Origin of the sequence: Xylanibacter ruminicola 23, assembly GCF_000025925.1 — a bacterium.
Taxonomy (GTDB): domain Bacteria; phylum Bacteroidota; class Bacteroidia; order Bacteroidales; family Bacteroidaceae; genus Prevotella; species Prevotella ruminicola.
In genome coordinates this window covers 2,459,008-2,474,088 of record NC_014033.1, presented here as the reverse complement: position 1 = coordinate 2,474,088, position 15,081 = coordinate 2,459,008, and the positions used below count along the sequence as shown (strand labels likewise).

Sequence of the window (15,081 nt, the reverse complement as noted above, 5' to 3'; positions counted from 1 at the left end):
TTTATTTTAAAGACCAAGTAATTTGCCAAAAAAGTTTATTCTTACCTCTCTCGGCTCTTAATCCTCGAACGCATGCTTCTTACCGATGTACGCTTTACATTCAGGGCATTAGCGATGGCTTCGTCGTCGTAGTGCAGGTCGTCTTGCATAATCAGGAAGATGTATTGTGCCGTGGATAGACTGCTGTATTTGCGCTTCCACTCCTGCCAGCGTTTGGGGCGCAGCTGGGTAAAGTAGTCAACCAGACTTTGCTGTTCTTTGGCTGTAGCCTCGGCTATACATTGGCGCTGCTGCAACTGGTTGTACATCTGTGTGCCAATCAGCAGTGTATTGGATATGCGCTCCATGCGGTTCTCAAGTAGTCCCATCTTTGAACGCAGCTCGTTGGTGCTTTGTGCATCTTCGTCCAACTGGTGGCTCAGTCGGCGCACCTTTCGGCGGTGTAGCCACAAGCCGATGCCTATGGCCAGTGCTGCCAGTATGACTATCATGGTTATCACCCCTTGCATCCATGCCGTTTGCCTGTAGAACTCCTGAGTTTGCTGGCGCTCATCAAATGTGTTTTGCCAGTCTATCATTTGCATGCCCAGCTTGACGTATTTCATAGAGTCTTCGTACTCTTTTAGCTGCATTTTGGTCTCTTCTGCCTGCTTCTTGTCGCCTGTCTGTTCGTATAGTTCGGCCAGCAGCTGCATGCTTTTCATGCGTGTCTTCTGGTCTATATCGGTCATACCTACCTTCGCAAGTTCTATGGCGCTATCATATTGCCCTTGGGCTTTACGGATGTAGGCCATCGTGAGATACCATCTGATACCGTTGGCATCTACATCGACCAACCGGAACCAGTCTACATCCTTCTTCAGCTTTATACCTTTCTTTATATAGGCGTATGCGCTGTCCATCCTGTCCATGTCGGCATGGGCGGTGGCGCACATCAGCATGCTTTTCAGCATCATGGTGCTATCGTTAAGGTGGGTGCTGCTGTTCAATAGCTTTCGTGCATACTTAATGACCGAGGTGTTGCTGCCGATATAGAAGTTGGCATAAAACAATCGTTCGTACACCCGGCTTTTCAGCTCTTCGTCGTTGGATTTCTCTGCAATCGTTTCTGCCACTTTAAAGTCGCCCACGGCCTCGGGGATATTACCGAATTTAAACATTCTGACGGCTCCGCGATAGAAATAGGCACGACCGCGATGCCAATCGTCGCCATGCTGATTATAATAGGTAATGCTGGCCGATATCAGCGAGTCGTTTTCAGGTTTTCTGCTGGTTTCATAGTCAACGATTGCACTCAGCAGTCCATACTCGGCCTTGTCGCTCTCCGACAAAGAGTTGTAATGCACCTTGGCCAGAATGGTTCTGGCTGCTTCGGGCTTGTCGTCTATCTCCTGCCAAGCCTGCTTGATGAGCGGGTTCTGCCACCCTGTACAACCTGTCACGACAAGCATGATGGTTAATATGATTAATGGTTTCTTCATATTGATTAATATTTGTGTGCAAAAATACAGTCTTTTCGTAACATGACCAAGAAATTTCGGTGTTTTTTGCTTATCAGCCCGTCCCTCTCAGCCACTTTTTTGATGTTGCTGTTTTGTTTAACTGTCATGTTATCAGATGTTTAGCTGAAAAACGCTTGCAACACCCCCTATTGCAGTTTTCCTGAAAAACACTTGCATCATTCACCTTTTTATTCATATCTTTGCTGTCGGATTCAACCAAATTTTGTATCATTATGAAAAAGAAAACTATTATTACCGCAATGCTCGCCCTCATCGCAATGATGGGACTGGCGCAAACCCAAACCGCAACAATCACAGGTGAAGTACCAGCAGTTAAAGATGGCACCGTAATTGGTCTTGCCACGGGTTCTCTTGGACATGACGTAGGGACCGTTCAGAACGGCCGCTTCTCGCTATCCGTTCCTGTAGAAGATGTAACCTTGGTTAGTCTTGACTTTATGGGCGAAGGCTGTCCCAGCCGTACATTTAATGTCATACTGAGACCTGGCGCTCATGTTAAGGTTTCTGGCACCGATTGCCTCTACCCGTTATGGAAAGTAGAAAGTGATGTGCCTGAACAGCAGACTCAGAACCGTCTTGTTGACCATTGTCGTGATCTGCTGGAAAAATGTATGAAGCTGGAGTTGGCTGGTGCCTGGAAGGAGACAGAGCCAATACGTTTAGAGATAACCAAACGCGAGCTCGATATCCTACCATTGCTGCCCATAGATGCAGCCTCGATAGAAAAGCTTTACGAGATTTCCATATCGGCAAAGGTTACTAAGGACTTCCCTTATCTGGAGCAGGCAAGGGCTCTCGAGAAGCGTTTTGCAGCCCATGCGCCCCAAGCACTTAAAACCCAAATGGACGAGATTCATGCAAATCTCTATCCGCCACGTCTTTTGCAAGTAGGCAATCAAGCCGTTGATTACGAACTCTTCGATTTGCAGGGCAATAAGCATTATCTGTCAGATGCCTTTGCCGATGGGCGCTATGTGCTGCTCGATTTCTGGGCAATAGGTTGTGGTCCATGCAGAATGGCTGAGGCTGAGATGAAAGATTTCTACGAGAAGATGAAAGGTAAGCTTGAGATAGTAGGTATCAGCTTAGATGATCTTCCGCAATGGAAAGAGCACGAGTTCAGTAAGCGTATCGCCTGGAAGAACTGGAACGATGGCTTCAAGGGTATTAACATCGTGAGCAGTTATTGCGATGTTCATGCTAAGCCTTATTATGTATTGCTCTCGCCTGATAAGCGTATTGTTTGGAAGGCCATGGGCTATGTTCCCGGCTATTTTATGGGCATGTACGATGCGCTCAATGGTCTGCCACAAGACAATACTTCTAATCTGGCACTCGTTGTGACGAAGGTGGAAGCCGATGCCAACGCCACCAAGGTTAGTTTCCGTTATTACACATTGAAGGAGTATCCTTTCGCTGTGGCCAGGCAATCCTACATTGCGGCTAATGGCAAGAGATATAAGGTGACAGCTGCCGATGGCATCACGCTCGACGAACGCACCTTTGTTAAGGTAAAAGCCCACACTGCCACAGAGGGTACCTTGGCTAACATCTATTACAGTGATTTTACCCTCACTTTCGAGCCGTTTGATACTAAGCCTGCTACCTTTGATTTCAGGGAGGGAGATGGCGAGGATGTGTTCGTGATACGAAATATTAGTCTGTAAAAAAAGAAGCTTGCTCGAATTAATCGAGCAAGCCTTTTTCTTCGCGGTGGATGGTGAGGCCGAAGCCATAAAGACCAACCACGATATAACAGAGTAGAGGGATGATGAAGGGTACTATCATGTCGGTGGCATCGGCTATGATACCTACCAGCAGGAAGCCGCATCCGCCTACAGGGGTCATCATCAGAATGCTGGAGGCACTCTTGGTAAGTGAGCCTAATCCGCGAACTGCGAGTGAGAAAATGGTGGGGAACATGATCGCCTCGAACAGATAGTTGCCTAACAGACCTATCATCGACAGCTTACCAAAGTTCATCAGTACCACCATGGTACACAGCACACAACCGCAACCACAGATAAGCAACATCTGCTCGGCAGGTACCCAGCGCATGATAAAGCTACCACCAAAACGGCCTACCATAAAGAAGGCTAAGGCTCCAGTGAGCACCATCGAGGCCGTGCGATCGTCCATCCACCCCATGCCCGTAACATAGTTGATGAAATAGCTGTTGATAGAAATCTCGGCTACCTCGTATGAGAACAGGGCAATAAGTCCATAGACAAAATACTTATGACTCCAGATGCGCTTCAATGGCTCGCGACCGTACTTGGCTTTCTCCTCCAGGCCGTCGTTATGGCGTATCTCTGGCAGATCAACACGGGCAAAGATGCCTGCTATCACCAATACCACGAATCCTAGGATAACGTAGGGTACCTCTACATTGCCACCACCATTGCTGAACAGGAACTGGCCTACGGCAAAGGTGGCAAACAAGCAACCCAAACCATTGAACGACTGCGAGAGGTTCAATCTGCTGGAGGCCGTTTCCTTACCGCCGAGTTCTGTTACATAAGGATTGGCAGCAGTCTCCAGGAATACCAAGCCTACGCTGATGATGAACAGCGCAAACAGGTAAGCATCTAAGGTACCAGCCTCGGTACAAGGCACAAACAACCATGAGCCCAGACCGAACAGTAGCAATCCGAATACTACGCCGCGACGATAGCCGAAGCGGTTAATAAACAAACCTGCGGGGATAGCCATCAGGAAGTAGCCCATATAGGTGGTTACCTGGATGAGGCTCGACTGGGTGATAGAGATGTGCATCTCGTTCTGGAAGTGTTTGTTAAGCACATCCAAAATGGCACGGGCAAATCCCCACAAGAAAAAGAGAGTTGTAATCAATACAAACGGCACCAAATAGTTGGCGCCGTTTGCCCTAAAAAGTCCGTTGTTTTGTTTCACTGTAGTTAATTTCCTTTTTATATATTTATTTATCTGAATCAATCAGTTTCCAGATACCTGCAGCACATGCACCACCAACAAAAGGACCAACAATGAAAATCCAAAGATTAGACAAAGCTGTGCCGCCCTCGAAGATGGCAGGAGCGATAGAACGGGCAGGGTTAACCGATGTGCCTGTATAGCGGATGCAAACCAAGTGAACCAGAATAAGCGACAGACCGATAGCCAGTCCGGCAAAGTTGTTGGTAGCACCATTGGTCTTGGCAGTAGCGCCCAGTACTACGAGCACAAATACACAGGTAAAGATAATCTCGGCCAGCAGTCCGCCCAGCACGCTTACGTTAGCCTGCAGATCATTGGCACCAGTACCCTCCAAACCAGGTACATTCTCGGTAAGTATATACAATAGCAGAGAGCCGATGAAAGCACCAATCACCTGGAATAGCATGTACATGCCACAATCCTTGCCACTGATACGGCCACTGAGGAAGCAGCCTAAGGTGATGGCAGGATTAATGTGGCAACCACTGATGCCACCGATGGTATATGCCATAGCCACCACCGATAAGCCAAAGGCAAATGCCGTTCCTACCACAGCGGGGATGTTGTTTACTGGGTCGCAACCCAAACTAACTGCTACACCGCAGCCCATCAACACGAGCACCATAGTGCCCACCATTTCTGCTAAATACTTTTTCATAACATAGAAGTTTAAAATGTTGATTGATATGTAGATTTTTGCTTGCAAAGATACAAATTATTTCGTTCCGTGCAAATTTTTTCGCGGTAATTTTGTAATTTTGCACCATGATGGATTTATTTAAAGGTAAAAAAGTAATGTATGTGCATGGCTTTGCCTCGTCGGGGCAGAGTGGCACTGTAACTCGTATCCGTGAGGTGTTGACCGAGGCCGAGGTGATTGCCCCCGACCTGCCCATCCACCCCGAGGAGGCGATGGCTCTATTATATAAGATATGTGAAACCGAGAAGCCCGACCTGATTATCGGTACCTCGATGGGGGGTATGTATGCCGAGATGCTGCATGGCTATGACCGCATTCTGGTGAACCCTGCCATGCAGATGGGCGACACCATGAAAGAGCACGGTATGATAGGTGCCCAGCACTTTCAGAACCCACGACAGGACGGCGTGCAGGATTTTATCGTTACCAAGGCCCTGGTCAAGGAGTATAAGGATATCACCGAAAAGTGCTTTGCCGATACCAGCGATGCTGAACAACAGCATGTCTGGGGCTTGTTTGGCGACGAGGATACCACTGTGAATACCTACGACCTGTTTCGCAATCACTATCAGCAGGCTGTGCGTTTTCATGGCGAGCATCGTATGAACGATGGCTCGTTTATGCACTCGGTGGTGCCTGTCATCCGTTGGGTGAACGATAAACAGGAGGGTAGGGAGCGTCCCATTGTGTATATCAGCACCAACACGCTGATTGATCAGTATGGCAAACCACGCAGTTCGTCGCAAAAAGCCATCCGCCAGTTGCTCGAAACCTATCAACTCTACTTTGTGGCTCCTGCTACGGTAGATGCCAAGGATTATGCCGATGTGAACGCCTGGCTGTATGAATACATCAACGTACCAGCCTACGGACATACCATTTTTACCAACCAGAAACAACTGCTCTATGGCGATTATCTGATTGATACACACAAGGTTGATGGCATGGCTACGCTGATAGAGTTTGGTAGCGATACCTTTAAGACATGGGATGATGTGATACCCTACTTTGAACGTCTGGGCGGACAATAAATAAGATTTAGCATTATTTAGAGGAAAGAATTTGGTGGTTACATAAAATCTTCATATTTTTGCAGAAAGTTTTAATGACTATACTTTACAGATGAAATATATCGCCTTACCTACTAACGAACCCCGTCGCCTAAGTTTCTATCTGGCGATGGAGGAGTATGTAGCGCGAAATCTGAACGAACCCGACTGCTTTTTTATGTGGCAAGTAGAGCCCAGTGTTATCTATGGTCGCAACCAGGTGGTTGAGAACGAGGTAAACTTGGCCTATTGTCGCGAGCATGGCATCCAGGTGTATCACCGTAAGAGTGGTGGTGGATGTGTGTATGCCGATATGGACAACCTGATGCTCTCGATGATTACGGATGGCGACAATGTAGGCTTTACCTTTAACCGTTTTGTAACGATGGTGCAACTGGTGCTGCATAAGATGGGCGTCGAAGCCACCAGCACCACGCATAACGATATTATGATAGGTGATAAAAAAGTGTGCGGCACGGCTTTCTATCAGTTGCCTGGGCGCAGCATCGTTCATAGCACCATGCTCTACGACACCAATATGGAGCACATGCTGAATGCCATCACGCCTGGGCCGGAGAAGTTAGAGAAGAAAGGCATTCAGAGCGTGCGGCAACGCATCACCTTTTTAAAAGACCACACCACGTTATCGCTCGATGAGATAAAAACAATGATACGGCAAACCCTGTGTGATGGCGAGGTGATGCTCACAAACCAACAAATTAAGGACATTGAACAAATAGAATCATTAAAATACAATAATTAAAAATACAATAATCTATGGCAATAAAACAAGAACTAGAAAAGAAAGAAAAGCGTACTTGCTTGTACGACAAGCATCTACAGCTTGGTGCCACCATGGTAACGTTTGGTGGTTTTGACATGCCTTTGCTTTATCAGATGGCTGGTATTGCTCCCGAGCATACGGCCGTTCGCGAGCATGTGGGCTTGTTTGATGTTTCGCACATGGGCGAAGTAACCGTAAAAGGTCCTGATGCCGAGCGTTATGTGCAGCACATTTTTACCAACGATATCGCTGGTGCTCCTGTGGGCAAGATCTACTATGGTATGATGTGCTACGAGAATGGTGGTACGGTTGACGATCTGTTGGTGTATAAGATGGGCGAGAACGATTTCTTCCTGGTCATCAATGCCGCTAACATCGATAAGGACTGGGCCTGGATGCAACAGAATGCCGAGGGCTTTGATATCGACCTGCAGAACCGTTCCGACTTCTATGGTCAGATAGCCGTTCAGGGTCCTGAGAGCGAGCATATCGTTGAAACGGTATTGGGCTTGCCTTGTGCCGAACTGGTGTTCTATACTTGTAAGACTATTGGCGATGTTATCATCTCTCGTACCGGTTATACCGGCGAGGATGGATTTGAAATTTATGCCAATCACGACTATATCCGTGAGTGCTGGGACAAGCTGATTGCAGCAGGTGTTCAGGCTTGTGGACTGGGTTGTCGCGATACCCTGCGCTTCGAGGTGGGACTGCCGCTCTATGGCGATGAGCTCTCTGAGGATATCACGCCTATCATGGCTGGCTTGGGCATGTTCGTCAAGTTGGATAAGACCGAGTTTATTGGTAAGGAGGCACTGGCCAAGCAAAAGGCCGAAGGTCCTGCTAAGAAACTGGTGGGTATCGAACTGATGGATAAGGCCATCCCCCGTCATGGTTACACCGTGCTGAATATGGCAGGCGAACCTATCGGTGAGGTGACAACTGGCTATCACACCTTATCTACGGATAAGAGCGTGTGTATGGCACTCATCGATGCCGCATACGCCAAACTGGATACCGAAGTGCAGATTCAGATTCGCAAAAAGGTATTCCCTGGCAAGGTGGTAAAAAAGCAATTCTATACTAAAAATTATAAGAAATAAATATTATGGCTAAAGTAATTGAAGGACTCTACTACTCAGAGTCTCACGAATTTGTTAGAGTAGAAGGTGATTTTGGTTTTGTAGGTATTACCGACTATGCTCAGAATGCGCTGGGCAATGTGGTTTATGTAGATATGCCTGATGTTGACGACGAAGTTGAAGCAGGTGAGGAGTTTGGTGCCGTTGAAAGCGTAAAGGCTGCATCGGATCTGATTTCGCCCGTTAGTGGCACCGTTGTAGAGGTTAACGAAGCTCTCGACGACCAGCCTGAACTCATCAACCAGGATGCCTTTGAGAACTGGATTATCAAAGTACAGCTCAGCGATCCTTCTGAGGTTGAAAACCTGATGGATGCCAAGGCCTACGCTGCTTTCTGCGAAAAATAATTATTAGGCACGGATTAACACGGCTTTATAAATAAAGACGCGGCTCTTTACAAAAAAAAAGCAGTGCCTCTCTAAAGAGAGCCGTGTTAATCCGTGCCAAAAATATACTATCTATGGATTACAAGTATTTTCCGCATACAAGCGACGACTTGCAGGCGATGATGGAGAAGGTGGGGGTGACAGACTTGGATGGTCTGTATGCCCAGATACCCGATGCCATCCGCTTTAAGGGCGACTACCAGTTGCCCTCGGAGATGAGCGAGTTGGAAGTGCGCCAACTGTTTGATAAGTTGGGTTCGCAGAACCAACAGCTTACCTGCTTTGCTGGCTATGGTGTTTACGATCACTATATGCCATCTGTTATCCCAAGTTTGCTGCAACGTTCAGAGTTCCTTACCTCGTACACCCCGTACCAGGCTGAGATATCACAGGGCACTTTGCACTATATCTTTGAGTATCAGAGCATGATGGCCGAACTGACAGGTATGGACATCTCTAACGCTTCGATGTACGATGGTACTACCGCTACTGCCGAGGCTATGATGATGGCTGTTGCCGCAGGTAAGAAACAAAACAAGGTGCTGCTATCAGCAGGTCTGAATCCCAAGACCCGCGAGGTGCTCGATACCTATGCCCTGCATCAAGGAATCGAACTCGAAACCATCCCTCTGAAGGATGGTGCTACCGATCTCTCAATGCTCAAATCTCAACTCGCAAATGGTGGTGTGGCTGGTGCTATTGTGCAACAGCCTAACGTGTATGGTATTGTTGAAGACTTTACCGGTTTTGCTGAGGCTTGTCATGAGCAGAAGGCTCTGTTTGTCATGAACAGTGTGATTGCCGACTTGGCTGTGCTGAAGACACCAGGCGAGTGGGGGGCTGATATTGCTGTGGGCGATGGTCAGAGCTTGGGTATCCCCATGCAGTTTGGTGGTCCTTACGTAGGCTATATGTGTTGCACCGAGAAGTTGATTCGTAAGATGCCAGGACGCATTGTGGGTATGACCAAGGATAATCGCGATCAGCGTGCCTTTGTACTCACTCTTCAGGCTCGCGAACAGCATATCCGTCGTCAGAAAGCCACTTCAAATATCTGTTCAAACCAGAGTCTGATGGCGCTCTTTGTTACCATGTATCTGTCGTTGATGGGTAAACTGGGAGTGAAAGAGGCCGCAGAGCTCTCGTATGCCGGTGCACATTATCTGTGCGACGAACTGGTTAAAACTGGTAAGTTCCATCTGGCTTTCGACAAACCATTCTTTAATGAGTTCTTCGTAAAGTATGATGGCAATGTTGATACTCTCTCTAAGCACTTGCTGAATGCAGGTATATTGGGTGGCGTAAAGCTGGGTGATGGCATTCTGTTTGCCGTTACCGAGAAGCGTACCAAGGAAGAAATTGATAACCTCGTAAACATTGCTGCCCTATGAACAACCGATTATATGGAAATCTGATCTTTGAGCTCTCAAAGGAGGGCCGCAAAGGCTATAGTCTGCCTAAGAATCATTTTGGCAGTTACGAGATACCTGCAGAGATGAAACGTGCCGAAGAGGCTCAGTTGCCTGAGTGCGACGAGCTCACCGTGGTGCGCCATTATACCAACCTCTCTAATAATAACTTTGGTGTTGATACGGGCTTCTATCCGCTGGGTTCATGTACCATGAAGTACAATCCCAAAATCAACGAGGAGATGGCCGCTCTGCCCCAGTTCCAGAATCTGCACCCTGAGCAACCTGTCGAAACGGTACGTGGTGCGCAGGCTTTGGTAACCCTGTTGGAAAAGTCGCTCTGCGCACTCACAGGTCTGGCTCACTTCACCTTTAAACCCTATGCTGGTGCCCATGGTGAGTTAACGGGACTGATGACTATCGACAATTATCATCGTAGTCGTGGTGATATGGCGCGCAAAAAGGTGATTGTGCCCGATAGCGCCCATGGTACCAATCCTGCCTCGGCCGCTGTGTGTGGCTTGGAGATTGTTGAGGTGAAATCGTTGGCTAATGGTCAGGTTGATTTCGAGGATCTGCAACGCTTGGTAGCTGAGCAGGGAACTGAGATTGCCGCTATGATGATGACCAATCCTAATACCCTCGGACTGTTTGAAACTCGTATTCCTGAGATTGCCCAGTTGATTCATGACTGTGGCGGATTGATGTATTACGATGGTGCCAACCTGAACCCGATGCTGGGTGCTTGTCGTCCTGGCGATATGGGCTTTGATGTGATGCATATTAACCTGCATAAGACCTTCTCAACGCCTCATGGCGGTGGTGGTCCTGGTGCTGGTCCTGTGGGTGTTCGCGAGGGATTGCAGGATTGCTTCCCATTTGTGTCGCCCTATCAGGGTAACTATGGTGTGATGATGCGTGCCTATGCTTACATCCTCTCGTTGGGTCGTGAACATGTCAAGGAGGTTGGTCCGTTAGCCACCTTGAATGCCAACTATATCAAGGAGTCGCTCAAGGATGTGTACGAACTGCCTATCAACACCATCTGTTGTCATGAGTTTGTGTTCGACGGACTGAAGGATAAATCGACGGGTGTTACCACGATGGATGTGGCTAAGCGATTGCTCGATTACGGCTATCATGCGCCAACCATCTACTTCCCCTTGTTGTTCCACGAGAGCTTGATGATCGAGCCTACGGAGAACGAGTCGAAGGAAACGCTGGATGGCTTTATTGCCGTGATGCGACAGATTGCCGAGGAGGCTAAGACCGATCCCGAACTGGTGAAGGGCGCTCCACACGATACACCTATCGGTCGTGTGGATGATGTCCTCGCCGCTAAGCATCCTGTTACGACCTACCGTCAACTCCAGGCAGAAAATGTTTAATGTTTAATCTTTAATGTTTAATGTCTAAGGTTGATTTGATTATCATCGGCGCGGGCCCAGGTGGTTACCGCGCCGCTGAATATGCCGCTAAGCAAGGCTTAAAGGTGGTCATCTTCGAAGGTTCAGAAGTGGGTGGCACCTGCTTGAATGTGGGTTGTATACCCACCAAGACCTATGTGCATAGTGCTACCTTTGCTGAGGCTCGCGAACGCATGGCAACAGTTGTTAGTCAGCTTCGTCAGGGTGTTGAGGGCATCCTTTCGCATCCCAATATCACGTTGGTTCGTGAGAAGGGTGTGTTTACAGATGCTCATACCGTTGGCGATTATACTGCCGATAACATCATCATTGCTACCGGCTCCGAAACCAAGTGGCTCCCCATCAAGGGTGTTGATAAAAGGCTACGGGTAGGCGAGCAAAGCTCGGGAATTCCTCGTGTAGTCGACTCTACTGGCTTGTTGAATCTCGAAACCCAGCCCAAGCGCCTGGCTATTATTGGTGCCGGTGTGATAGGTATGGAGTTCGCCTCGGTGTTCAATCGCTTTGGTACTGAGGTAACGGTGATTGAGTATCTGAAGGAGTGCTTGCCAGCCCTTGATAGCGATATTGCCAAGCGCCTGCGTAAGTATCTTGAAAGGCCACGGGTAGGCGACGGAACGTCGGGAATGAAAGGCGGTATTACTTTCAAGATGAAGACTGCTGTAGAAGATATCGCAGATATCGATGCCGATGTTGTCCTGATGGCTACAGGTAGAAAACCTCGTGTGCAGGCTGACTTTGCCAATGCTGGTATTGAGTTCGATGAGCGCAAAGGCGTTACCGTAGATGATCACTTCAAGACTACCGTTAATGGCATCTTCGCTATTGGCGATGTAAATGGCAAGCAGATGCTGGCTCATGCCGCTGAGATGCAGGCCATCCATGTGGTGAATCAGATTATCGGCAAACCCGACAATATCCGTTTTGATATCATGCCTGCGGCCATCTTTACACAGCCCGAAGCCGCTTGTGTGGGTCCAACCGAAGACCAGCTCAAAGCCGAAGGTATTGCTTATGAGTGCAGAAAGTCGTTCTGGCGTGCCAATGGTAAGGCTTTGGCGATGGGCGAAACAGAGGGTATGTTGAAGTTGTTCGTGTCACCTGCTGATGGTGCCATCTTAGGTTGTCATGCCTATGGCGCCCATTCGGCTGATATTGTACAGGAGGTGAGCGTGCTGATGTGCAAACATACCACAATCGCCGAACTCGCCGATATGGTACATATCCATCCCACACTGTCAGAAATATTAAAGTCCGCTGTAGAGTAACAACGGACTTTATAACTTTACAGATTGTTTAATACTTCCTCAACAACCTTGGGGAAGTATTTCATTTCCAGTTGGTGCTCTTTCTCGGCGATGTCATCTACAGTGTCATTGGGAGAGATGGCAACCTTGTATTGGGCGATAATCTCACCTGAATCGCATACAGGCGTTACCCAGTGTACTGTCATACCCGTCTCGGTCTCGCCAGCAGCTTTTACTGCCTCGTGCACGTGGTGGCCCCACATTCCTTTGCCGCCGTACTTGGGCAATAGGGCAGGGTGGATGTTGATGATACGATGTGGATAGGCATCTATCAGAAAACTGGGAACCAATGGCAGAAAGCCTGCTAATACGATAAAATCGATGTTGTACTTCTTCAGCAGAGGTAGCATTATTTTAGGGTCGTTCAGTTCGGCTTTAGGTGTTACAGCTGTTGGCACATTCAAACGCTCGGCACGAACCAATGCGTAGGCATCAAACTTATTGCTGACTACGAGAGCGCAATTCACGTTCTCGGAGCCAGCAAAATATTTAATCAGGTTTTCGCAGTTGGTACCGCCACCTGATACGAAAATCGCAATGTTCATTTATACGAGATGCTCAATAAGGTCGGCACGGTCACCAGGCAGCATATCAATGACAGGAATCTCTACCATTGTGTAGCATCCGGGTTGCAGACGCATAGAGGCACGAGCAACGTTTACCAGAACCTGACCAGTGAGTGCAGGGTTGTTAATGCTCATGTTGAATTCCAGACGCTGGTTCTGAGTCTTACCGCTCACACCCTTGCGTACCAGGTTTACACCATGTCCCATATCGCGAACGTCGTCAACGCTCTCTACCTGGAACACGTGAGTCTCGTCAGAAGCGAAGTAAGGATCGGCCTTGATAGCCTTTGTTACCTCTTCGAGCTTAGCGCCCTCTTCCAGCTCTACATATACCATACGGCGGTGGATACCCTCGCCCAAGGGGATAGTCATGCTCAGTGCATTCTTAACACCCTCCTTAGAACGTACGCATACACTGTGGCCCATCGACATACCAGGACCGAAGTTGGTGTAGCTCAGACCCTTTGGAGCCAAGCTCTGCATCAGGGTGCGTACGATTGAATCAGAACCTGGATCCCATCCTGCGGCAATCACACTAACGGTGTTTGTCTCTTTGTTCAGCTTCATCAGACGCTCACGATAGCCACGAATCTGTGTGTGGATATCGAAAGAGTCAACAGTGTTAATGCCCAATGGCAGAATCTGGTTAGCATACTCCTCACAGCTACGTGTTGGGGTAGCGAGGATAGCTACATCTACATCCTTCAGGTCGCGGATATCCTTCACAACCTCATACTGTGCCAGCTCGGCGGGCTTGTTCTCAGCGCCATTACGACGCACGATACCAGCTACTTCAAAGTCGGGAGCGGTCTCGAGAGCCTCAAGCGCATACTTACCGATGTTGCCGTAACCTACTACGGCTGCTCTGATTTTCTTCATGTTTTATTTATTCTTTTGATGATTATTTCTATGTTTGCGGTTGCAAAAGTAATGCTTTTATCTCGAATTACGTAACTATCTGACGTGAAAATTATCTAAAAACTTTCAATTTGTGACGAATTGAAACTTTCTTGCCTTAAAATACAATAAATTGTAAGGTTTCTACGTTTATTTAGATGTATATATACAAAATAGTAAGTTTATGATTGAATACATTAAGGGAGAACTGACCGAGTTGACTCCCGCTTTAGCAACTGTCGAGGCATGTGGTGTAGGCTACGGTCTGAACATATCACTGAATACATTCAGTGCCATCCAGGGAAAGAAGGAGGTAAAACTCTATGTTTACGAGGCTATTCGCGAGGATGCGCACGTGTTGTTTGGCTTTGTAAACAAGAAGGAGCGCGAGATGTTCCTGTTGTTGATAACCGTGAGTGGTGTGGGTGCCAACACAGCGCGTATGATGCTCTCGGGCATGAGTGTGGCCGAGCTTTGTAATGCCATTTCAATGGGCAATGCCAAGTTGATACAGGGCATTAAGGGCATTGGTAAGATGACGGCCCAGCGTATCATCGTTGATCTGAGGGATAAGATAGTAACGTTGGGTATCTCGGACGAGATACCGGCAGGTGGACAGATAGCGGCACCGGTAAACAACCAGGTAAAGGACGAGGCTATCGCAGCACTCACCATGCTTGGTTTTGCCCCAGCCCCCACCCAGAAGGTGGTGCTCCAGATCCTCCAGGCTAACCCCAACGCTCCCGTTGAGGAGGTTGTTAAGCTCGCCCTTAAGCAAATCAAGTAATAAATATAGGCACGAATTACACGAATTAACACGAATAATTATATTCGCGACATAAATTCGTGAAATTCGTGTAATTCGTGCCATTTATCTTTGGATATGAAGCGGATTGTTGGATTGTTGATGGTGGCTTTGTTCGCGTGCGCGGGGGC

14 protein-coding genes are annotated in these 15,081 nt (G+C 48.0%); 9 read left to right on the top strand and 5 right to left on the bottom strand.

The genetic code is table 11. The features are described 5' to 3' along the window. Positions 1-41: 41 nt before the first annotated feature. Complete coding sequence (locus tag PRU_RS10605) at positions 42-1,481, bottom strand: tetratricopeptide repeat protein (protein ID WP_013064151.1); 1,440 nt, start codon at positions 1,479-1,481, stop codon at positions 42-44. A gap of 254 nt (positions 1,482-1,735) precedes the next feature. Here PRU_RS10605 and PRU_RS10600 point away from each other — a divergent pair, with 254 nt between their 5' ends. Then, positions 1,736-3,190 (top strand): TlpA family protein disulfide reductase, encoded by a 1,455-nt coding sequence (locus tag PRU_RS10600; protein ID WP_013063669.1) that lies wholly within the window; start codon positions 1,736-1,738, stop codon positions 3,188-3,190. Positions 3,191-3,209: 19 nt separating this feature from the next. Here the strand turns inward: PRU_RS10600 and PRU_RS10595 are convergent, their stop codons facing one another. Further along, entirely contained in the window at positions 3,210-4,436 is a 1,227-nt protein-coding gene (locus PRU_RS10595; RefSeq protein ID WP_013064522.1) for a sugar MFS transporter, read from the bottom strand. A gap of 25 nt (positions 4,437-4,461) precedes the next feature. Then, entirely contained in the window at positions 4,462-5,136 is a 675-nt protein-coding gene (locus PRU_RS10590; RefSeq protein ID WP_013064759.1) for an MIP/aquaporin family protein, read from the bottom strand. A gap of 107 nt (positions 5,137-5,243) precedes the next feature. Between PRU_RS10590 and PRU_RS10585 the strand changes: the two genes are divergently transcribed. From PRU_RS10585 to PRU_RS10555, 7 genes are all read left to right on the top strand, one after another. Further along, complete coding sequence (locus PRU_RS10585; RefSeq protein WP_041386124.1) at positions 5,244-6,209, top strand: YqiA/YcfP family alpha/beta fold hydrolase; 966 nt, start codon at positions 5,244-5,246, stop codon at positions 6,207-6,209. A gap of 91 nt (positions 6,210-6,300) precedes the next feature. Continuing rightward, positions 6,301-6,990, top strand: coding sequence for a lipoate--protein ligase family protein (locus PRU_RS10580; RefSeq protein WP_013064063.1), 690 nt, complete (start codon positions 6,301-6,303; stop codon positions 6,988-6,990). A gap of 14 nt (positions 6,991-7,004) precedes the next feature. Then, complete coding sequence (gcvT, locus tag PRU_RS10575; protein ID WP_013063972.1) at positions 7,005-8,114, top strand: glycine cleavage system aminomethyltransferase GcvT; 1,110 nt, start codon at positions 7,005-7,007, stop codon at positions 8,112-8,114. Positions 8,115-8,119: 5 nt separating this feature from the next. After that, on the top strand, positions 8,120-8,500 hold the full coding sequence (gcvH, locus tag PRU_RS10570) for a glycine cleavage system protein GcvH (protein ID WP_013064567.1): 381 nt from the start codon (positions 8,120-8,122) through the stop codon (positions 8,498-8,500). 113 nt (positions 8,501-8,613) lie between these two features. After that, entirely contained in the window at positions 8,614-9,930 is a 1,317-nt protein-coding gene (gcvPA, locus tag PRU_RS10565; RefSeq protein ID WP_013065253.1) for an aminomethyl-transferring glycine dehydrogenase subunit GcvPA, read from the top strand. Next, positions 9,927-11,336, top strand: coding sequence for an aminomethyl-transferring glycine dehydrogenase subunit GcvPB (gene gcvPB / locus PRU_RS10560; protein WP_013063268.1), 1,410 nt, complete (start codon positions 9,927-9,929; stop codon positions 11,334-11,336). Before gcvPA ends, gcvPB begins: the two co-directional genes overlap by 4 nt. 20 nt (positions 11,337-11,356) lie before the next feature. Further along, positions 11,357-12,643 carry a dihydrolipoyl dehydrogenase family protein gene (locus tag PRU_RS10555; RefSeq protein WP_013063907.1) on the top strand — a complete coding sequence of 429 codons (1,287 nt, stop codon included), beginning with the start codon at positions 11,357-11,359 and terminating at the stop codon, positions 12,641-12,643. Positions 12,644-12,660: 17 nt separating this feature from the next. Here the strand turns inward: PRU_RS10555 and purN are convergent, their stop codons facing one another. Together purN and PRU_RS10545 are read right to left on the bottom strand one after the other, a co-directional pair. Further along, entirely contained in the window at positions 12,661-13,227 is a 567-nt protein-coding gene (gene purN / locus PRU_RS10550; protein ID WP_013064837.1) for a phosphoribosylglycinamide formyltransferase, read from the bottom strand. Then, positions 13,228-14,127 (bottom strand): diaminopimelate dehydrogenase, encoded by a 900-nt coding sequence (locus tag PRU_RS10545; RefSeq protein WP_013064713.1) that lies wholly within the window; start codon positions 14,125-14,127, stop codon positions 13,228-13,230. Positions 14,128-14,329: 202 nt separating this feature from the next. On the opposite strand from PRU_RS10545, the gene ruvA reads away from it, so the two are divergent. Continuing rightward, positions 14,330-14,932 carry a Holliday junction branch migration protein RuvA gene (ruvA, locus tag PRU_RS10540; RefSeq protein ID WP_013063699.1) on the top strand — a complete coding sequence of 201 codons (603 nt, stop codon included), beginning with the start codon at positions 14,330-14,332 and terminating at the stop codon, positions 14,930-14,932. Positions 14,933-15,081 lie beyond the last annotated feature (149 nt).

What these genes read in the sequence shown, in the direction of transcription:
- PRU_RS10605 (WP_013064151.1), bottom strand. Translation starts at nt 1,481, where the DNA reads ATGAAGAAACCATTAATCATATTAACCATCATGCTTGTCGTGACAGGT.
- PRU_RS10600 (WP_013063669.1), top strand. Translation starts at nt 1,736, where the DNA reads ATGAAAAAGAAAACTATTATTACCGCAATGCTCGCCCTCATCGCAATG.
- PRU_RS10590 (WP_013064759.1), bottom strand. Translation starts at nt 5,136, where the DNA reads ATGAAAAAGTATTTAGCAGAAATGGTGGGCACTATGGTGCTCGTGTTG.
- PRU_RS10585 (WP_041386124.1), top strand. Translation starts at nt 5,244, where the DNA reads ATGATGGATTTATTTAAAGGTAAAAAAGTAATGTATGTGCATGGCTTT.
- PRU_RS10580 (WP_013064063.1), top strand. Translation starts at nt 6,301, where the DNA reads ATGAAATATATCGCCTTACCTACTAACGAACCCCGTCGCCTAAGTTTC.
- gcvT (WP_013063972.1), top strand. Translation starts at nt 7,005, where the DNA reads ATGGCAATAAAACAAGAACTAGAAAAGAAAGAAAAGCGTACTTGCTTG.
- gcvH (WP_013064567.1), top strand. Translation starts at nt 8,120, where the DNA reads ATGGCTAAAGTAATTGAAGGACTCTACTACTCAGAGTCTCACGAATTT.
- gcvPA (WP_013065253.1), top strand. Translation starts at nt 8,614, where the DNA reads ATGGATTACAAGTATTTTCCGCATACAAGCGACGACTTGCAGGCGATG.
- gcvPB (WP_013063268.1), top strand. Translation starts at nt 9,927, where the DNA reads ATGAACAACCGATTATATGGAAATCTGATCTTTGAGCTCTCAAAGGAG.
- PRU_RS10555 (WP_013063907.1), top strand. Translation starts at nt 11,357, where the DNA reads ATGTCTAAGGTTGATTTGATTATCATCGGCGCGGGCCCAGGTGGTTAC.
- purN (WP_013064837.1), bottom strand. Translation starts at nt 13,227, where the DNA reads ATGAACATTGCGATTTTCGTATCAGGTGGCGGTACCAACTGCGAAAAC.
- PRU_RS10545 (WP_013064713.1), bottom strand. Translation starts at nt 14,127, where the DNA reads ATGAAGAAAATCAGAGCAGCCGTAGTAGGTTACGGCAACATCGGTAAG.
- ruvA (WP_013063699.1), top strand. Translation starts at nt 14,330, where the DNA reads ATGATTGAATACATTAAGGGAGAACTGACCGAGTTGACTCCCGCTTTA.